Annotated in this window: 19 protein-coding genes and 1 pseudogene; 5 read left to right on the top strand and 15 right to left on the bottom strand. The window is 46.2% G+C overall.

Translation table 11 applies throughout. The features are described 5' to 3' along the window. Positions 1-100 precede the first annotated feature (100 nt). From MHB71_RS15065 to MHB71_RS15080, 4 genes and pseudogenes are all read right to left on the bottom strand, one after another. A complete protein-coding gene (locus MHB71_RS15065) occupies positions 101-838 on the bottom strand; it encodes a fused MFS/spermidine synthase (protein WP_340030052.1) in 738 nt (245 codons plus the stop codon). Positions 839-998: 160 nt separating this feature from the next. Beyond that, positions 999-1,901 (bottom strand): LysR family transcriptional regulator, encoded by a 903-nt coding sequence (locus tag MHB71_RS15070; protein ID WP_017689438.1) that lies wholly within the window; start codon positions 1,899-1,901, stop codon positions 999-1,001. Positions 1,902-1,960: 59 nt separating this feature from the next. Continuing rightward, complete coding sequence (locus tag MHB71_RS15075; protein WP_340030053.1) at positions 1,961-2,698, bottom strand: SDR family oxidoreductase; 738 nt, start codon at positions 2,696-2,698, stop codon at positions 1,961-1,963. A 25-nt stretch (positions 2,699-2,723) separates the two neighbouring features. Then, positions 2,724-2,840, bottom strand: a pseudogene (locus tag MHB71_RS15080) (Atu4866 domain-containing protein); the annotation flags it as partial. 203 nt (positions 2,841-3,043) lie between these two features. Between MHB71_RS15080 and MHB71_RS15085 the strand changes: the two are divergent. Next, entirely contained in the window at positions 3,044-3,979 is a 936-nt protein-coding gene (locus tag MHB71_RS15085; protein WP_340030054.1) for an AraC family transcriptional regulator, read from the top strand. A 64-nt stretch (positions 3,980-4,043) separates the two neighbouring features. On the opposite strand, the gene MHB71_RS15090 is transcribed toward MHB71_RS15085, so the two are convergent. Continuing rightward, positions 4,044-4,478, bottom strand: a complete 435-nt coding sequence (locus MHB71_RS15090) for a MerR family transcriptional regulator (RefSeq protein ID WP_340030180.1) — start codon at positions 4,476-4,478, stop codon at positions 4,044-4,046. Between the two features lie 171 nt (positions 4,479-4,649). Between MHB71_RS15090 and MHB71_RS15095 the strand changes: the two genes are divergently transcribed. Further along, positions 4,650-5,528, top strand: a complete 879-nt coding sequence (locus tag MHB71_RS15095; RefSeq protein ID WP_340030056.1) for an SDR family NAD(P)-dependent oxidoreductase — start codon at positions 4,650-4,652, stop codon at positions 5,526-5,528. Positions 5,529-5,619: 91 nt separating this feature from the next. Here the strand turns inward: MHB71_RS15095 and MHB71_RS15100 are convergent, their stop codons facing one another. The 3 genes from MHB71_RS15100 to garR form a co-directional block, all read right to left on the bottom strand. Then, entirely contained in the window at positions 5,620-6,978 is a 1,359-nt protein-coding gene (locus MHB71_RS15100) for a GntP family permease (protein ID WP_036609749.1), read from the bottom strand. Between the two features lie 92 nt (positions 6,979-7,070). Further along, the gene (locus MHB71_RS15105; protein WP_340030057.1) at positions 7,071-8,495 is read right to left on the bottom strand and encodes a four-carbon acid sugar kinase family protein; all 1,425 of its coding nucleotides are present in this window, start codon (positions 8,493-8,495) and stop codon (positions 7,071-7,073) included. A gap of 51 nt (positions 8,496-8,546) precedes the next feature. After that, positions 8,547-9,440, bottom strand: a complete 894-nt coding sequence (gene garR, locus MHB71_RS15110; RefSeq protein ID WP_340030058.1) for a 2-hydroxy-3-oxopropionate reductase — start codon at positions 9,438-9,440, stop codon at positions 8,547-8,549. Between the two features lie 200 nt (positions 9,441-9,640). Between garR and MHB71_RS15115 the strand changes: the two genes are divergently transcribed. From MHB71_RS15115 to MHB71_RS15125, 3 genes are all read left to right on the top strand, one after another. After that, positions 9,641-10,261, top strand: a complete 621-nt coding sequence (locus MHB71_RS15115; RefSeq protein WP_036670058.1) for a GntR family transcriptional regulator — start codon at positions 9,641-9,643, stop codon at positions 10,259-10,261. A 171-nt stretch (positions 10,262-10,432) separates the two neighbouring features. Continuing rightward, the gene (locus MHB71_RS15120; protein WP_340030060.1) at positions 10,433-11,596 is read left to right on the top strand and encodes an oxalate decarboxylase family bicupin; all 1,164 of its coding nucleotides are present in this window, start codon (positions 10,433-10,435) and stop codon (positions 11,594-11,596) included. Between the two features lie 79 nt (positions 11,597-11,675). Then, complete coding sequence (locus MHB71_RS15125; protein WP_036609757.1) at positions 11,676-12,815, top strand: zinc-dependent alcohol dehydrogenase; 1,140 nt, start codon at positions 11,676-11,678, stop codon at positions 12,813-12,815. Positions 12,816-12,954: 139 nt separating this feature from the next. Here the strand turns inward: MHB71_RS15125 and MHB71_RS15130 are convergent, their stop codons facing one another. The 7 genes from MHB71_RS15130 to MHB71_RS15160 all read right to left on the bottom strand — a co-directional run bounded on the left by MHB71_RS15130 (position 12,955) and on the right by MHB71_RS15160 (position 20,469). Beyond that, complete coding sequence (locus tag MHB71_RS15130) at positions 12,955-13,743, bottom strand: class I SAM-dependent methyltransferase (RefSeq protein ID WP_340030061.1); 789 nt, start codon at positions 13,741-13,743, stop codon at positions 12,955-12,957. Positions 13,744-13,886: 143 nt separating this feature from the next. Further along, entirely contained in the window at positions 13,887-15,854 is a 1,968-nt protein-coding gene (locus MHB71_RS15135; protein WP_340030062.1) for a fructose-specific PTS transporter subunit EIIC, read from the bottom strand. A 90-nt stretch (positions 15,855-15,944) separates the two neighbouring features. Continuing rightward, positions 15,945-16,856, bottom strand: a complete 912-nt coding sequence (pfkB, locus tag MHB71_RS15140; protein ID WP_339188464.1) for a 1-phosphofructokinase — start codon at positions 16,854-16,856, stop codon at positions 15,945-15,947. Between the two features lie 2 nt (positions 16,857-16,858). Next, entirely contained in the window at positions 16,859-17,605 is a 747-nt protein-coding gene (locus MHB71_RS15145) for a DeoR/GlpR family DNA-binding transcription regulator (protein ID WP_017689448.1), read from the bottom strand. Positions 17,606-17,856: 251 nt separating this feature from the next. Next, positions 17,857-18,342: a hypothetical protein gene (locus MHB71_RS15150; protein WP_340030063.1), complete on the bottom strand. Its 486-nt coding sequence runs from the start codon at positions 18,340-18,342 to the stop codon at positions 17,857-17,859. Between the two features lie 121 nt (positions 18,343-18,463). Further along, the gene (locus tag MHB71_RS15155; protein ID WP_340030064.1) at positions 18,464-19,906 is read right to left on the bottom strand and encodes an NAD(P)-binding domain-containing protein; all 1,443 of its coding nucleotides are present in this window, start codon (positions 19,904-19,906) and stop codon (positions 18,464-18,466) included. A gap of 323 nt (positions 19,907-20,229) precedes the next feature. After that, positions 20,230-20,469, bottom strand: coding sequence for a DUF896 domain-containing protein (locus MHB71_RS15160; protein ID WP_017689452.1), 240 nt, complete (start codon positions 20,467-20,469; stop codon positions 20,230-20,232). Between the last annotated feature and the right edge of the window lie 104 nt (positions 20,470-20,573).

Genomic DNA, 20,573 nt, shown 5'->3' on the forward strand with positions numbered 1-20,573 from the left:
GATCAAATAAAGAGACTGAGAAATCTTAACAATTACATCGTAAGATTGACGATTTAATGACATTTTACTTTCCCTGGAAGAATCACTGTTCAGGATCGCCCTAATCGACAATGATATATCCTTCTTCTGGCTCTTGTTCAACAAACCCTGCCATCTGACGAACCTGAAATTCGATCGGGTGATGACTACCCATTAAAATGCGATTTTGAACTTCATCCGCTGTTTCTGTAGGTAATGCGAATGCACGTGTATAGGCAAACTGTGCCTGAAGTGTCGTATAGATCGCATTGACAAGCCGATCGTCGCCCGCACGCCCGAACACATTAAGGATCACAGCTCCGTCCGAGTCCAGCTTGTCCTTGACCATGGCAAAAAAATCACTGGATATAAACTGCTCGGGTGTACCCGTTGCCGTAAAGGCATCAATAATAATATAATCATATGTCGCAGCGGGTTCCTGACCTAATAATTCACGACCATCCCCAATGAGCACAGGGCTTCCCTCATATCCAAAAAAGGTCTGGCTCAACTCCACGACCTCTGCGTCAAGCTCAGCCACCTTTACCTGACGATCAGACAAGTAGGTTGGCAATGTGCCAATACCATGTCCCACCACAAATACGGTATCAAACTCAGGATCATTCCGTTCCATTAGATGCACCATCGCTCTTGGATACTCCAACACCATCCGGTTAGGCTCATCCAGATCCATGGCTCCCTGCACGGCTGCGTTGGAGAATTCTAATACACGAAACTGGCCCTTCTCTCCATAAAGCTTTTTGGTATCATATACCGTCAGCTCATGCTGTTCACTTTTATTCCGATACAGAACTCTCACTAACCGTTCTCCCTTCGATCTCTTGCACACATTCGACATATACCTTCATTCTATTACACCGGATGACAACATACCACCCTATACTTGAAAGATCATAGTACAACAAAAAAACCGTTCCGACTCATACGGAAACGGCCTTTTGATGAACGTTTTAACACTTCTAAGACCCTATGGCCTCATGCAGAGCCTGGACATATGCTACACCCAGATTAGAGAGAGAAGTGCTCTTGTGGCTTATCCACCCTACATTAATGGACTCCTCACATTCCAGCGGAACAGGAATGATCTCGTCTCCGTTCAGATCAGCGCTAAGTACACCTGTAGAAATCGTATAACCATTCAGACCAATCAACAGGTTAAACAATGTTGCGCGGTCATTGACCTGTATGCTTTTGGGGTGAGATAACGTGCTCAGGATCTCTTCGGAAAAATGAAAGGAATTGTACTCTCCCTGATCAAATGACAAGTACGGATAATCCTGCAGTTGCTCGATTGCAACCGACTCCTGCTTCGCCAGCGGGTTCTTCACACTGATAAAGATATGGGGCTTGGCTGTGAACAAACTCGTGAAAACCAATCCCGCATCTTTTAACAATTTGTTAATCACCTTGGCATTGAACTCATTCAAATACAGGATGCCAATTTCACTGCGCAGGCTTTTCACGTCCTGAATAATCTCGTAGGTCTTTGTCTCCCGAAGCGCCAACTCGTATTCATCCTGACCATACTGCTGTACCAGACGAACAAAGGCATTCACTGCAAACGCATAATGCTGCGTCGATACAGAGAAGTGCTGCGGGGATGGCTTGGCGTTCAGATAACGATTCTCCAGCAATTCAGCTTGTTCTACCACCTGACGTGCATAACTCAGAAACTCAACGCCTTCTTTAGACAGAGATATTCCCTTATTGGTACGTTCAAAAATAGTAATTCGCAACTCCTGCTCCAGATCCCGAATGGCATTCGAAAGGCTGGGTTGCGAGATAAACAACCTTTTGGCTGCTTCATTCATGGAACCGCGCGTGGCAACTTCGATCACATATTTTAGTTGTTGTAATGTCACTGCACTATTCCTCTTTTCGTATCAATTGAATCTATTATATACCAAAAGAGGATCCGAACTTAAGCCATGCTTGCTGTCGGTCTCACTACAATCTCATTTACGTCCACCTCTGCCGGCTGGCTAATGGCGAACAAGATACTTTGCGCAATCGCCGAGGCGGAAATCGATATGCGCCGATACTCTTTCATGAGATCACGTGCTTCTTCATCAGAAATCGTATCCGCGAGTTCCGATTCCGTCACGCCCGGTGATACAAGGGTTACACGGATATCTCCGCCTACTTCCTGTCGCAACCCCTCCGAGATGGCGCGGACCGCGTATTTGGTTGCACAATACACCGCTGCCGTTGGTGACACGGCATAGGCTCCAATAGAGGCGATATTAATAAACTGGCCGAAACCCTGCTTTTTCATGACGGGTAGTCCAGCTGCAATGCCATGCAGAACCCCACGAATGTTAACATCTATCATGCGATTCCACTCATCTACTTTTAACGATTCAAGGGGAGATAGCGGCATAACTCCAGCGTTATTTAAAATAACATCGATACGTCCATAGCGAGTTTGAGCGAGGTCAACGATGGTTTGCATCTCTTCCAATCTGGTAACATCCAGCGAATGATACTCCACCGATCCGCCCTCCAAACGAATGGAGGAGGCCAATGCCTCCAAACGTTCCATACGTCTAGCTCCAATAACTACATGTGCTCCATGCTGTGCAAGCAATCGAGCTGTTGACTCGCCAATTCCACTACTCGCACCGGTAATGACAACCACTTTCCCTTTTACATTGGACATATTTTAATCGCTCCTTATTTAGTTGTTATTGTACATTTTCTCTATACAAAACCATGCCTGCATGGTACAAAACGCCGTCCCTGAAGTCTCCATCCGCTGTAAATCCCGTATCATCCACGTACTCTATATGTTTCCCACATACGGGTGTTTTGGTTCTTGTTGGTCGCCCATTGAATTGCGCTCCATTGTCTCTCACTCCTTTCTGCTTCAAAAGATTCCGTTGCTTATCTCCATTATGTAGAGGATCAGTCGTTGTACGATAGAAAAATCCCGCAGTATTCTTGCCTATTCCTCCAGCGCGTTTTAAAATAATAGTAATCGTGGTTTACAAGGGGGCTGCAATTCATGTTTATCAAAACAAATGAAACGGATACGGGCATCACGGAGCAGCAGCAACAATTGGCTCAACTTATTGAGCATTTCACCCCAAATGACGGGATACATCCAACAGCAATTCCATCCCTTGCCTTAATCCGTGCCTCCGAGATCTCACAACCCATATATTCCGTTTATCAGCCTTCCCTCTGCATTGTCGCCCAAGGTTCCAAATTAGTTATACTCGGCCGAGAGAGCTACACCTACAACCTGTCACAATATTTGGTAGCTTCCGTAAACTTGCCTATTTCAGGGCAGGTTGTACAGGCTACAACCGAACATCCCTATCTATGTATTCGACTGGATTTTGATTCAGGGCAGATTTTCGATCTGATTCAGGAGACGCCTTCTGTACAACCCAAACCTGACCATTCAACACGGAGAGGATTGTTTGTTAGCTCAACCAAACCTTCCCTTCTTGAAGCCGTGATCCGATTGGTTCGGCTGCTGGATACACCTGAAGACATTCCCGTCCTTGCCCCTCTGTTTATCCGCGAAATTCTATATCGTATTATCCAGGATGAACATGGACATTCCATCAAGCAGTTTGCTATTCAGGACAGTCATGCACAGCACATCGCCGAGGTGATCGAAGTCATCCAATCTGATTACGCTAAGCCACTTCGGATTGAACAACTTGCTGCCATGATCAACATGAGTTCTTCCTCATTACATCATCATTTCAAAGCTATTACTGCCATGAGCCCTTTGCAATTCCAGAAACAAATTCGATTGCATGAAGCCCGGCGAATGCTGCTAGCAGGTTCAACCGATGCCGCCGACGCTGCGTTCCAGGTTGGCTATGAAAGTCCGTCTCAATTCAGCCGGGAGTATGCACGCATGTATGGTCTCCCTCCCAAAAGCGATATCAAACGACTTCGTCTTACACTCGATATTAAAAACTAGAAACAACAAAAAGACCCGCGTCATCATGACGTGGGTTTTCGGATTCATATAGGCAGCAGTGCCATCAAGAGAATAGGTTCTGTTTTTCAAAAACAGACATCTGGTTCTCCCCGGTAATAGGACATTCATCAGGATACATACTTCGTTTCTCCAACTTCTCGTCGATAAAATCAACCACCTGCTGTAGCGAAGCAATCTGTGCTTCAACTTTCTTCCGGTGATTCACCAGCATCTCCCGTTCCTCCGGGAAATCTGCGAGATCGGAATCCATGGACATTTGTAAATAAGGCTTCATTTCCTCCAGAGACATTCCTGTTTTTTTCAGGCAAGTGATCAACTTCATTGTATGGATATCCTCCGAGCGATATACCCGATGGCGATTGGCCTTGCGTTCCGCTCGGGGAAGCAGCCCAATCTTCTCATAATAACGAATTGTATCTTCTGATAATCCGGCCTGTTCTGACGTTTCTTTAATGGAGAACACTTCATTCTCACTCATCATATGGGCCTCCTCCACATTCATTTCTCTCCATATTACAACTTGGAGCTGACTCCAAGTCAAGCATGATCCGTTCCATCCCAACACCCCTTGACTTGGAGTCGACTCCAAGTTATAGAATGAGCGCAGCATACAGATTCGTTCTGTAATCCCATTCTTCTGGAGGTATATATGAATATACAAAATCAACTTCGCACAGCTCTCATCACAGGGTCAACGTCAGGAATTGGTCTTGAACTGACACGAAAGTTACTGGCTGAAGGATGGCAGCTAATCGGTCTCAACCGTTCTGCTTTCCCATCCGAGGATACCGATATTGAGAACGCCTTACGTACAGGCCAGCTCCGTTGGGTTCAGGCTAATCTGACCAACTACGACAGTCTGAGAACTGCACTAGATCAGATTAAATCCGATACCGATTCGATCGATGTCTTGTTTAACAATGCCGGAGGCAGCGCTGCTGAACTTCGTTTCTCTGATCAGGGGCATGAACTACACTTTGAACTTCAGACGGTAGTCCCTTACATCATCTACATGGAATTAGTTGAGCTATTACTCAAAGGACAGATGAAAACAGTTATTAATACTTCCACCACCTCGTTCAATATGGTCAGACAATTTGATCTGAACATCCTGGAACGTCCAGCCGAATTCAAAAAACTGTTTGGTCCTTATGCCACCTCGAAGCTCGGCTTATCTCTATGGACACGCGAGGTTGCCAAGTCCGCCAGTGCGGATGGCATACAACTACTAAGCGTAGATCCCGGTGGAAATAACACGCTAAGGGGCAACAAAACATCCGGCCTGCCCTTCTATATCAAACCTATCATGAAATGGTTCTTTCCTCATCCAAGCCATGGCGCTTCGCTGCTCTATAATGCGGCCTTATCCCCAACCGGACACGAATCCGGTGCGTTCCTGGTTAAAAATAAAGCGACAGCGCTTCGTTTCACAGAGCAAGGCCCTGCTGTTTTAAAGCGGGTAAACGAGATCTACGAGCAGCGTTTTCGTACAACGCAGTCTGGAAAGACCACAATCACCCCATCTTAATCATGATGGATGGTGAGCAGTAAACATAACCTAAAAACACGCCATAGCGGCGTGTTTTTAGGTTTATAGGCTTTATGGTTTTTTTTCCTTGTTAGATAAAGACACTCAACAATAACACCATGCCAAAGGCGGCAAATCCGAGAATGGTCTCCATGACCGTCCATGTCTTAAGTGTCTGCGGCACAGACAGATTCAAATACTCTTTGACAATCCAGAATCCCGAATCATTCACATGGGACAAAATAATTGAACCTGCTCCCGTTGCGAGCACCAGCAACTCCGGACTTACCCCCGGCATCGTCATAGCGATTGGAGCCACAATGCCCGCCGCTGTTGTCATAGCAACCGTAGCTGAACCTACCGCCGCACGAATCAATCCGGCAATAACAAAGGCCAGCACGAGTGGCGACAGATGCGCACTTTGGGCAAAACCCGCTATCGCGTCACCTACACCGCTGTCTGTCAGGATACGGTTGAATCCGCCTCCTGCACCGATCAGCAAGATAATGGAAGCAACTGGGCCCAAGCAATCATTTGTATATTTCAATATCTGCTGTTTGCTGAAACCACGTGCATATCCAAAAGAATAAAAGGAAAAGAGCAAAGCGAGCAGCAGTGCAATAATCGGACTACCGATGAAATCAACGACCTGACGGAATCCGTTTGTCTCTGGTAAAATCAGATCCACAATCGTAGCGAGCAACATCAGAATCACCGGAAGCAAGATCGTAAAGAGGGTGATGCCGAAACCAGGCAGTTCCCGATCTTTGGTCTCAGTGAACTGTTCCATTAGCTCACTTGAAGTCTCGACTTTGATCCGCTTGGAAATCCATGTTCCATAGAGCGGACCTGCAATTGCTGCGGCTGGAAGGGATACAATCAGAGCCAGGAATATTGTTTTACCAACATCGGCATTGAAGATTCCTACCGCGAGCATCGCCGCCGGATGAGGCGGAATCAGACTGTGTACCACGGCAAGACCCGCGACAAGTGAAAGTCCGATTTTGATCAGCGACGTCCCTGTATGCTTCGCAATAACAAATACCAGCGGGAAGAGTAGCACGATTCCAACCTGGATAAATACCGGAATACCACAGATCAGCGCAACAACCATCATCGCCCAGTGTACGTTCTTCTCACCGAAGACACGAACGAGTGTCTGGGCTATTCGTTCGGCCCCACCAGACTCGGCCATGAGTTTCCCGAGCATCGTTCCAAGTCCCAGAACAATCGCGATGAATCCGAGAACGCTTGCAACACCTTCCTGATAGGATTTCACGATATCCGTGAACGGCATCCCCGAGATCAATCCCATAAAGACAGCGCCCACGATCAGGGCAACAAACGGATTCATTTTAAATTTGGCAATCAACAGAATCAATCCAAGAATGGATATCAGTGCGTAGAGCAGCAGACTTGCATCATGACTAAGACCGAATACGGAATACATCCGAATAGCCTCCCCCAAGTTGTTATGTTGTGTCAGCACGCAGTATTACGCTGGCCCAAACGACCTGAACACCGCGCGCCTTCGTATTAAGCTTAAGCTTCGATCTTCTCTACCGTCTCCAGTAGCGCACGTTCCCCGCCAACATTCCCTGGAAACACGATATATGGGATACCACTGAATTTGGCTTCTTCCCCTGTCAACCATACCGGAATGCCCGCAGCCACTTGACCGAGCACCCTTGCTTTGCGTATGGCCAGACCTTTTGTTGCCACATCACTGGATGTAATGCCACCTTTGGCAATAATGAACTTCGGTACGACTTCAAGAGATTGCACAATCTCGACCAACGCGGATGATACCGTCTGACTAATCTTGAAATTGCCCTCATGTCCTTCTACGGTGATGAGCTTACGGCTGCTGTATACAACAACATTGTTGCCCTCCGCAAGCTGTCTGTTCGCTTCACCAATCACACGTCGAATTTCTTCCGTATATCCATCCGGCGTTAATACACGCTCCACATCGATCTCCAGACTGATGATGCCCGGAAACGTAAGCAGTTGTTCCAGTTGACGAGTCGTCTTCTGCACATAGGAACCAACAACAACGATTCCGCCATGTTGTTCCTGTCCGCTTGCGATCAGCTGCTCTTTCGGCAGAAATGCCTGATCCGAGATGCCTGCATACGATTTGACAAAGGAGGCCGCCGTCCGAAAAATAAAAGCTTTCCCCTCATCCTCTGCTTGAAGCAAAGCCAGAGAAAGTACATCCATGTCTGCATAAGAGAGCGCATTCACGATAATCGGTACATTGCTTTCGGCTTTTAGCAAAATCGCTTTGACTATATCGACTCCTTGACGGATTTCCTCCAGTGAAATGGTGAGGCAGCGACTAGCCTTAATACGGCCTGAAGTCTTCTCCTCTACCCAGGATGGCAGATCTCCATGCTCATACCCAAATACTTTATCCTTGGCAAATTCCGTCTCATGAACTGAAATCAACTGTTCGCCTTCAACCATATAATGCGTGTTGCCTATCGTAACCCGTCCTGCCTCGAAAAAGGCCGGAATGATCAGTTGTCCGTCATATGCACGTCCGCTGACACGCGCCACTTCTTCGGCTAGCACATCCGTCTCCAGCGGATAATAACCACGTAGCATGGAGTCACTACGACTCACAAAGGTGAAACTCGTTCCTTCCTCTGCTGCAACCTCTTGCACATTGCGGGCAATCTCCCGATTAATACGTTCCGCTGTATCTGCATCCAGCCCTCGTGTATTGGTCAGAATATAGAATAACGATTCAGAGGATCGAAACGCCTCCTGCAACAGTGGCTTGTCCCACTGTGTCAACACATCAATATCATGAACCGTCTGTACACCGGTTGGGTCATCATCCAGCACGATAATTTTGCGAGCCCTCGCATCCTGCAATTGCCTAATCTGTCCTCGCACTCCTTCAGAAGAGTTGTCCGTCCGAAGAGCTGCGGGGATATCCGATAACGTCTGATAGGTCATGTCTCTCCACCTCATATCTATATCTATTAACATTCTTTTTTTAATTTTTTATTAGACCCGATTCACTTCTACACCTGCGAGTTTCTCAAAATACTGAACGATTCCGCCATGGTCATCTGCGGCTTTACCATCAATCTTCAGTGCATGGAAAATCTCCAGCAACTGACTGCTGAGCGGTAAAGGAACACCGATATCATGCGCCGTTTCCATCACATTGGTCATGTCTTTGAGATTAATATCAATGCGTCCCCCAGCGACAAAGTTACGATCCAGAATGAGTGGAACTTTTGCATCCAGTACCGCACTTCCAGCAAGGCCACTACGGATTGCCTGATACATCTTCTCTACATCAATGCCAGCCTTGGCTGCAAATACAAGCGCTTCGGACATGGCGGCAATATTCAGGTTCACGATAATCTGATTCGCCAGCTTGGCTGTTGCACCTGAACCATTATCCCCCACTCGCGTTACATCCTGTCCGACCACTTGCAGAACCTCTTTCACAGATTCGAAAATCATTTCATTGCCACCCACCATGATGGCGAGTGTACCATCTATAGCTTTGGGTTCCCCACCACTTACGGGCGCATCCAACATATGCAAGCCTGATTTGGATACAAGCTCAGCCAGCTCTTTGGAAACGACCGGCGAGATTGAGCTCATGTCGATAATGATACTTCCCGTATTGGCTCCTGCCAGCACACCTTGTTCGCCCGTTATAACGGTGCGGACATGCTCTGAGTTGGGCAGCATCGTGAAGATGACATCACTATGCTCAGCCACCTCTTTCGGAGATGCTGCGCCTCGCGCTCCTGCATCAGCCAATGACATCACAGCCGTTTGATTAATATCGTATACGCTTACATCATATCCCGCCCGGATCAGGTTCAATGACATAGGACGTCCCATAATACCGAGTCCAATAAATCCAATTCGTTTCTTCATCTTGCAATCCCTCCAGCCTAAATTCTTCGCTTTTCACTCTTGTAATCGCTATCATTCCTGTTCACATTCGTTATTGTACACAACATTTTAATTTTTGTATACAATTTTATTATTTATGTATCCGAAAATTAAAATTCGGTTTTTAATCTTGTTGTTTATTGCCTTCTTTTTCGCTAAAGTAAAGGGAGAGGTGAAATACAATGCAACCAAGTACGGACAAGTCCCGTCCAGCTTATCAGCAGGCCTATGAAGTTCTGCGGGACATGATTTTGCAAGGCACCCTTTCTCCGGGAACCAAACTTGTGGAAGAGAAGCTGGCGACCGATCTGAATGTCAGCCGGACTCCGATCCGAGAATCCATCCGCCGCCTGGAACAGGAAGGATTAGTCGTGAACAAACGGGTCGTCAAGCTAACCGAGACCGATCTAAGAAATACGTTTGAATTACGGAAGTTACTGGAGGGACATGCGGCTCAATCTGCAGCTGCCTTCTTATCCGCCCAGGAAGTGGCGGCTCTTGAGCATTGCGTCCAAGTGGGACATACCGGAAGCAAAGAAGAGATTATGGAAGCCAATAAAGAGTTTCACGAAATCATCATGCGCGCGAGTAATAACGCATTGATGATTGATCTCTTCGACAAAATGCAATCCGTCATTTATCTATTCCGTCAGACGGTTGTGTATTATCAGCGCCCCTTCCTCATTGAAGAGCATCATCAGATCTGTGAAGCGATCAAGGCACATGACGGGCAGACTGCCGAACGACTGATGAAAGAGCATCTGCAATCCGATCTGGAATTCTGCCTTCATTTGATTCGATAACCGGATTCATGGATTGTTCGACTTTCTCACATCCGTATAAAGACGTGACCGCATGCGGTCACGTCTTTTTTGTCGTTTGTCCCTCATATTATCCAGGCTCTGATTCATAGGTGTAAACATAACGATACAATGTCGCGTGTGACATGTTATTGAATCTGGAGGGATCACTCAATGACCAAAGGACAGCAACCTAACGAAAAATCATTTATTATCCCGCAACCCATTCGCAGTGATGGCGCTGGTGGACCTGATCTGGGACCCAGAGACGTCATGAGAGATATACAAAACCCCGATATGCTGGTACCTCCGGCAACCGATAACGGGTTATTGCCCAATCTGAGAATGTCTTTTTCCGATACCCATATGCAATTGAACCATGGGGGTTGGTCACGTGAAATCACCGTACGGGATCTCCCTATTGCCACTACACTGGCAGGTGTGAACATGAGCCTGACACCGGGAGGTGTAAGGGAATTGCACTGGCATCAGCAATCCGAGTGGGCCTATATGATCTGGGGAACGGCAAGAATCACTTCGGTAGATCAGAACGGACGTAATTTTATTGCGGATGTCGGGCCTGGCGATCTCTGGTTTTTCCCCAAGGGTCTACCCCATTCCATTCAGGGACTGGAGGATGGTTGTGAATTTCTGCTTGTGTTTGATGACGGGTCCTTCTCCGATCTGAATACGTTATCCATATCCGATTGGTTTGCCCATACCCCACCAGAGGTATTGTCTGTCAATTTCGGCGTGCCCGAATCCGCTTTTCATTCAATGCCGAAGGAACAGGTCTACATTTTCCAAGATACTGTCCCAGGTTCCATCGAGAGCCAGGAAGTTCAGTCGCCATACGGCACCGTCCCTCTCACATTTAAACACCGATTGCTGGCCCAGGAACCACTCATTACACCCGGTGGAAGCGTGCGGATCGTAGACTCCACCAACTTCCCCATCTCAACTACCGTTGCTGCCGCACTCGTTGAGATCCGACCTGGCGCCATGCGTGAACTGCACTGGCATCCCAATGCAGATGAATGGCAATACTATCTGACAGGACAAGGGAGAATGACTGTCTTTGGAGGCAATGGCATTGCTCGCACATTTGACTATCGGGCTGGAGATGTCGGATATGTTCCTGTCGCAATGGGACACTATATACAAAATACCGGCACAGACACTTTATGGTTTTTGGAGATATTCCGAAGTGATCGATTCGAGGATGTATCGCTGAATCAGTGGATGGCGTTAACCCCGCGGGATCTGGTCCGTGACAATCTGAATGCGCCGCCTGAGTTGCTCGATGCCTTGCGTAAAGTAAAATGGCCTGTCGTTTAATTTAGTATGTATATCTATCATTTAAGCTGAAATGGGGTAATTGTCAGAGAATCCCACTATATAAGGAGGAATATGAAAGATGAGAGCCGTTACGTTTCAGGGAATCAAGGACATTCAAGTCAAAGAGGTTGAAGATCCCAAACTGCAACAGAAGGATGACATTATCGTTCGTATTACTTCCACAGCTATATGTGGATCGGATCTGCATATTTATCAGGGAGCCTTGCCTGCTGCCAAAGATTACGTTATCGGTCATGAACCGATGGGCATTGTAGAAGAAGTAGGTCCAGAAGTGACACGTGTGAAGAAGGGGGACCGTGTGGTCCTGCCTTTTAACATCGCTTGTGGTGAATGCTTCTATTGCAATCATGACATGGAGAGCCAGTGCGATAATTCCAATGGCAATCCGGATATTCATACAGGTGGATATTTTGGATTCACCGAACGTTACGGAAACCACCCCGGAGGTCAGGCAGAATTATTGCGTGTTCCCTACGGGAACTTCACTCCGTTTGTGATTCCTGAATCCTGTGAACTGGAAGATGAGGCTTTATTATTCCTGTCCGATGTTCTTCCAACCGCATATTGGAGCGTGGAGAATGCCGGAGTTAAACCGGGAGATACGGTTACTGTACTCGGTAGTGGACCCATTGGGCTGATGACGCAGAAGTTCGCCTGGATGAAAGGTGCCAAACGTGTTATTGCTGTGGATCGCCTGCCCTATCGACTGGAGAAAGCCAAACGTTTGAACGATGCAGAGATCTTTAATTTCGAAGATTACGATGATATGGGTGAGCACATTCGTGAGATTACACAAGGCGGAACCGACGTTGTTATCGACTGTGTAGGTATGGATGGTAAAAAAACCACGCTGGAGGAGATCGGACAGAAGCTGAAACTTCATGGCGGTTCACTGAGTGCGATTGAAATCGGCATGAAAGCTATCCGCAAATTCGGTACACTCCAACTTACGGGTGTATATGGCTCTTCCTACAACATGTTTCCGTTAGGCAATCTGTTTGAACGCAATATCAATCTTAAAATGGGACAAGCTCCTGTTATACATTACATGCCTGAATTGTTCCGCAAAATCACTGCTGGTGAATTTGATCCAACGGAGATCATCTCCCATCGGATTTCACTGGAAAATGCAAGCGATGCATACCGCATTTTCAACGATCATGAAGACGAATGTACCAAAGTTATACTAAAACCCTGAACCGTCGCTTTGATTATAAATATGCAAAATAAAACAAGCAGAACTACCTGTTCAAGGTACTCTGCTTGTTTTATTTTATCAACATTCATCCTGTTACCGTTGCATAAACTGCTCAGCCAGCTAAATGGTCTGTACCTAATTAGACATGAGTCGGTTTAGTCGCTTGGATATACACACTTTCTCCTTGGAAGCTGTCGAGCTTTCCGTTCGTTGTCACTTCAAAATTGAAAAAATTTCTGATGATGGACGGTGCACTCAACATGCTTGCTTCAAGTTCCCTTCTCTCCCGTTCCGGCAGTGCCGCACGGTTACACCACTCTTCAAACTTAAAGCGCTTCTGGAAGGAAACCATCGTTTCCATTCGGAAGCCCGCATACTCCAGCATATGAATCCATTCCGTCTTGCGCCATGCTCGAACATGGCTTGCATCCCGGCACTTCTCCACTTCATTGTAAAACTGGTCATTCTCATCACGTTCAGGTGCCACGTTGTCAATGAATAACAACCTTCCACCGGGCTTCATAACTCGTAATGCCTCATGAACGAACGAAGAAACGTCCGGAAAATGGTGAGCAGCGATTCGGCAGGTTACAAGGTCATAGATATCATCATCGAAAGGTAGCTTCTCTGCATCCCCGGCAACAAAATCTACATTACAGTGTCCATTGCCCTGGATAAATTGTTCAGCCACCTGTAGCATTTCCTCTGTTAGATCGAGAGCTGTCACCCGCTGAACAAGTGGAGCCAGAGCGTTCGCGACATGCCCTCCCCCAGTGGCGATATCCAGCACATTCATATCTGGAGTGGCTTGAGATAAAGCCACGAGCAACGCGAGATCCTCACCTTTGGCATGCCCCGAACTCGTCACGTATTTACCAGCATTTTTCGCAAACTGCTTCTGCACCTGACTTTTAATTACATCAGACATTCCAATTCCTCCTGCATAAGTTTCATTAGACGAAACATAGTTTCAAAATATAATTATATTTATTTTACCATAGATGAATGTAAAAGCTAAAATAAAAAACATCCCCCAAGTGAATTTCACCCAGGAGATGTTTCTTATATTTGTTACTTCACAAGCGTTGGTGACTTCTTCCACAGTCCCAGAATCAGACCGGAGATCACAGAACCAATCGCAACAGCGAGCAGGAACAATAATGCGTGGTTCGCCAGTGCTGCAACAAAGATCCCGCCATGCGGAGCTGGTACATTAATGTGCCACAGTTGTGTCAATCCGCCAGCAACAGCGGAACCCAGAATACAAGAGGTCAATACACGTAATGGATCAGCCGCAGCAAATGGAATTGCACCTTCTGTAATGAAGGAGAATCCAAGTACATAGTTAGTCAGACCTGATTTACGTTCTTGCTCTGTAAATTTGGATTTGAAGAATGTTGTTGCAAGTGCAATCGCCAGAGGAGGCACCATACCGCCTGCCATAACCGCTGCCATCCATGCACCGTCTGTGTTACCACTGGATGTGAATACACCAATAGCGAATGTGTAAGCCGCTTTGTTGAACGGTCCACCCATATCGATGGACATCATACCGCCAAGCAGCAAGCCCAACAATACCGCATTACCTGTACCCAGATTACCCAGTGCATCTACAAGCCATGTGTTCAGGGAACCAAAGATTGGATCAAAGACATAGAAACTGATGGCACCTACGATCAGCAAACCAAATACCGGATACAGCAAGATTGGTTTCAAGCCATCAATCGCTTTTGGCAATCCTTTGAACAACTTACGGAGACCAATAACTACATAACCCGCCAGGAAACCGGCAGCCAAACCACCAAGGAAACCAGCGTTTGAGTTAACCGCCATCAATCCACCGACCATACCAGGCATCAGGGCCGGGCGATCACCAATACTCATCGCGATAAATCCGGCAAGTACCGGAATCAGGAAGTGGAACGCACCTGTTCCGCCACCGATCGTTTGAAGCAGTTGCACAATCGGATTCTCAGGGCTAGCAAGCTGTTCGAACAAGAAGGAGATTGCTAGCAGGATACCGCCACCTACAACAAATGGTAGCATATGCGAGATACCATTCATCAGATCTTTATAGATTTTGCTACCTACACTGATTTTGCCAGCGCTTGCGCCCTCTTCCTTGGTATTTCCGCCTTGGCTGCGATAGATCGGTGCATCACCGTTAACGGCCTTGCGAATCAGCTCTTCGGATTTACGGATTCCATCACTCACCGGTCTTTGCAATACCGGTTTGCCATCGAAACGTGCCATCTCCACATTTTTGTCTGCGGCAACGATAACCCCTTTAGCACGAGCGATCTCATCAGCAGTGAGAACATTCTGCGCTCCTTCAGAGCCGTTTGTTTCTACGCGAATATTGATGCCCATTTCCTGAGCTTTCTTTTTAAGTGCATCTTCAGCCATAAACGTATGAGCTATACCGGTTGGACAGGCTGTAACCGCAACAACAAAATCTTCCGAATTGGCATTACCTACAATCACACCAGAAGTATTTTGTTGCTGACCAGTAGTAGAAGTGGATGCGGCATTTGCTGCTTTTTCAGCTTTTGCTTTTTCTTTGGCTGCTTCCTTCTCAGCTGCTTCTGCCTGTTTGGCATCAAACAATGCACTAACTTCGGCAGGTGTATCTGTACTCATCAATTGTGAGATGAAATCGCTATCAATCAACAACCTGGAAAGAGCTGCAAGCGTACGCAGATGGGTATTACCTGCGCCTTCTGGAGCCGCAATCATGAAGAACACATGAGCTGGCTGATCATCCAACGCTTCAAAATCAAGTCCTTTTCTACTCTTGGCAAATACAACTGTTGGTTCGTTCACCGCTGTTGTTTTGGCATGTGGCATTGCAATTCCGCCACCGATACCTGTGCTGGATTCAGCTTCTCTTTTATAGATCATTTCCTTGAACAGGACCGGATCATTGATTCGTCCGCTTCGGTTCAGGCTTGCAATTAGTTCATCAATAGCCTCATCTTTGGTTGTGGCTTGCAGGTCCATGATCATCGTTTCTTGGATCATCAAGTCTGTTATTCTCATCTTGGTACACTCCCTTAAGTTCAGTCGGCCTGCATAGGCAGGCCTCACTACATTACAATTACAATGAAGACCTTCTATAAGACCGTTAGACTAAATCGTCGTAATGGTTACTTGATTACGCAATTCATCAATCAATTCTCGTGTTGCCAGATCATCCGAGAACGCAGTTGCGCTTCCAGATGCAACCCCTGTACGGAAAGCTTCCAGCAAATCTCCGCTCTGTACATAGGTACCTACGAATCCGCCAATCATGGAGTCACCCGCACCAACCGAGTTTTTCACAGTGCCTTTTGGCACATTCGCATGATGAACTTCCGATTTGGTAATGAATAATGCACCCTCGCCTGCCATGGAGATCAACACATGTTTGGCACCGGCTTCCAGCAACTTACGCCCGTATAACACCAGTTCCTCGCGAGTATTAATCGTTACACCGAACAGTTCGGCCAGTTCATGATGATTTGGCTTCACCAGCAATGGTGCATGTTCAAGAGCTTCCATTAACGCAGGGCCAGTTGTATCAATCACAAATTCGGCACCCGTTTGCTTGCACACTTTAATGAGACGATCATAAAAATCCGTTCCAAGTGAAGGAGGTACACTTCCGGAGAGAATGACAATATCTCCTTTTTGCAATGAGGACAATTTGTGAAGCAACTGCTCCGCCTCTTCGGCACTTATTGCAGGTCCAAGACCATTAATCTCTGTCTCTTCTCCATGCTTCAGCTTGATGTTAATGCGAGTATCGTCTGCAATCGTAACAAAGTCTGTCCGAATGTTATCTTCTTGCAACTTGTCATTAATGAAACGTCCCGTGAATCCACCAAGGAAACCAATAGCCGTGTTATCTGCTCCAAGTTGATTCAGTATGCGAGAGACATTAATGCCTTTGCCGCCAGGGAGCTTCAAATCCCGATTCATTCGATTCAATCCGCCAAGCTTCAGCTCATCCACTTCCACGATGTAATCAATGGACGGGTTAAGTGTTATCGTATATATCATCGTTATCCCTCAATTATTTTAGTTTTCTGGGCGATTCCAGGCCGCCAATGTTCTGGCATCTGCTCGGTAATCAAATCGGCCTCCTCCAAATCAAACAATTTGGCAAAAGTAATTTCCCCTATTTTGCTGGAATCAGCCAGCACATAAGATTTTCCCGACAATTGATGTGCACGCCTTTTAATCAAGGCTTCCTCCGGATCCGGTGTTGTATACCCCATTTCGGGATCAACTCCGTTGCTTCCAAGAAAACATTTATCAAAACGGAAATTATCCATGTTCTGTAATGCGATACTGCCAATGACTGCTTTTGTATGAATTTTCATCATACCTCCGAGCAAATAACTGCGAATACGCTTGCTTACCAAAGCCTCAACATGTGAAAGTCCATTGGTAACAACCGTTACGTCTTTAGCTTCAATAAAAGGAATCATGGCTAACGTTGTCGTTCCTGCATCCAGATAAATGCATTCGCCATTTTCGATCTCCTGTGCAGCCAAACGGGCAATCGTCGTTTTTTGTTGGATGTTTTTGAACGTTTTTTCTTCCATGCCCGGTTCCAGCGTTTTTTCATTCACCAGTGCGGCACCGCCGTGGATGCGTTTGAGCATCTGACGACTCTCCAGATCGATCAAGTCACGCCTAATCGTTGATTCAGAAGCACCCAACACATCAACAAGCTCTTGCAATTTCACAATTCCCTGTAAATGTAAGCGCTCTATAATTGCAGCATATCGTTCTTCAGTCAGCATCTTCATTCCTCCAACTGCTTCTATAGTATCATAATTCACTCAAAAAACAACCACTTTCATTCAAAATAATTTAAAAACATTCAAAAACCCGCATCTTTCGACTTATTTTCTTGTCCAATTGTCCCTTTCTTACTTCATGTTCTTAAAGTTGGAATTCCGTGCCCTTCAAATCATCATTAAAAATCCTGCAGCCTCCAGCGCTGGATGCGCGGCGTTGCAGGATTTTTCTGTTCATGGGAACTTTATGACGTTTATGACTCTACAAGCATTACATCCGGTTTAGGTTTAAGCCATTTGCCATCCTCATTAATAAATGCCCCCTTGAAGCGGCCCATCTCCAATTGTTCAATCAGCCTCTCCTCATCCATGACCAGAATCTCAGCGAGTTGCCCCGAGGTGTAATAATGAGCGGGATTGTAATCGAGCAGTACAGGAACAGACGTATCATATAGTTCTTTGATCAGATTTTCAAAGGAATGCCGACCCAGATTCTCCATATCTCTATAAAACTGCAAATGTTGGGACACCATATTACGGAAAGATTTATTCTCCAGATGCATCCACAACGTATTGCAGGCCCGAACACTCATATGATTTTGTTCCACATCGTAAAATTGAACTTCTTCAATCTTCATGTATTTCTCTTGAAATGCAACGATCTTAATCAAAGGTACATTTCGTTTACGCGACGCTTTCTTCAAATGGGCTCTAAATTGTTCATAGTTCATTTCATTCATCTATTATCCCTGCCTTTAACATGTTCCAACCGACATTTTACAACAAATTAAAGGCAAGTGTAACCTCCATCATATGAAAAACAAAAAAACGTGCAGCATCAGATGCCACACGTTCACAATATTATAGAATGCGATTCTCAGCGAGGGCACCACTTTTCGCCCACGTAGCCGTAAATTCCTGTTCTTCATACGCATAGAATTGTTGTAAAATAACCTCCCGATCATCGAGGAACAACTGATCCGCTATGGCAGTGACCAGTTTGGGCACCGCGCTCTTGGTTCCCGATATGGCCGATGCCGACAGACCACAGCTGGCAAGTGCAGAGTAGTTGAATACAAACAGTCCATGCAACGGTCTCTCACTCTGTTCACTCCTGCTTGTCATTGCAAACCCGGAACTCAGGTATGGATGTGCGTCCAGCAACGCATTGCGAAGCTCTGGCGGAGCCTGGTAACAGTCCTCCCAGCGTGCGATGTATGGCTCCACAAGCTTCAGTTCAGGACGGAGTGCCGGATCACTGAGAAGACCTGTGCTAATAATCAGAAAATCAAACTCATATGCACCCTGTGCGGTATGCACAATCGCGCCTTGGTCTGTTGCTTCTACACTCAGCCAAGGCGAATTCAAATGCAGTTCGAATCCAGGCCAGGCTGCCGCACGATTAAACGTATCATTGGTTGGGGGTTGATTGAATTTGAAGAAATGAGAGATCACTTCATATTTATCAGCAACCGGAAGAGCGTGGTATCGCTCGATCATACCGGATTGTTCCATCTGACGAATGGGATTAACACTAGGCAGTTGTTCCCGCCGTACAAATACATGAGCTTCCGCCACACCTGTGGCAAGCGCATAGCTCGCATTATCGAATGCAGAAGCGCCGCCGCCAAGCACAGCAACCCTTTTACCTTTTAATTGATCAAAATCAATCGCTTCCGACGTATGTGCATACCGATCCCGAGGTAATCTATCCGCAATCATGGATGGCACATGCCACTCTCCACCACCTTGTATTCCCGTAGCAAACACTACTTTGCGAGCAAGTATAACATCCATCTGAGATCCAGCCTTGTTCACATGAAGTCGATGTATTCCGTTCTCCATAGGCTCAACCAGCGTCAATTCTACCTCATTAAGCACAGGCAGATTCAGCACTTTCCGATACCAGCGTAAATAATTCATCCAGTCTCCACGCGGGATTTTATCTACTTGTTCCCAACCTTCGGGCCCTACCTGTGCTTCCCACCATGAGCGAAAGGTTAACGAGGGGATACCCAGATCGATGGAAGTCAGATGCTTGGGTGTGCGCAAAGTAACCATACGTGCATAAGTCTCCCAAGGTCCTTCAAGCCCCGATGCATTCTCGTCAATGACCACAATATTGGAGATCCGTTCCCGAAGAAGTCCAAATGCCGCTCCTAATCCACTCTGGCCTCCACCCACAATGACGACATCATAGACATGACCATCCGCATGTTCTCTTGGACGTACCCAATTCGCGCCACCAAATGACAAATACACCAGATCATTCTTCACACGTTCATTCAAAGCTTCCAGGCTCATGATTCATCAACCCTTTCGAGATACATATATGAACTAGTCTTTCTTTGATTATTTGATGTAAGTTTGTTGTCAGTTATATTGAGAGTAATTGTGCTTTCTCTTTGTTTTTCTGAAATATATTACCTTTATTATATGAGTTATCAGAGATCATTTGAAGTTCGCGGTAGCTTTATTGTCATCAATGCTAAAAATATCTAACATGCTTGTTAATTCCTACGAAACTCTAACTGGATTATTAATGCAGTTCCTGCTGAACGGATGATTTGCAGAAAAAAAAAAAGACAGACCAAGATGTAACCTTGGTCTGTCTTATTAAAGGAATGCTATTGGCCGGCTTGTTCACGGCGTTGCAATTTTTCGTTGGTTAATTTCTCAGGGGTCACATCATGACCCAGTGGGTCCACAACGGATACTGCCAGCATGGTTGTCAGCACCTGACCTCGAATAGCCTGCAAATATTGTTTTCTAAGCTCCTGCTGCTCGCTTTGTTCTGCTTTTGTCAAACCGACGCTACTGCGTTGTTTTCGACTTAATTCGTTAATGCGTCCCAAAATAGGAATCATGAAATCCACCTCACTTGTTAGTCCACTTGCCAAAAGATATTTCGAATATCTTCAAACTAACTTATTACAACTTTACGAATTTGTCCATAGGCGCAATCCGTTGA

This window comes from Paenibacillus sp. FSL H7-0940, assembly GCF_037979415.1.
In the GTDB taxonomy this organism is placed as follows: Bacteria; Bacillota; Bacilli; order Paenibacillales; family Paenibacillaceae; genus Paenibacillus; species Paenibacillus amylolyticus.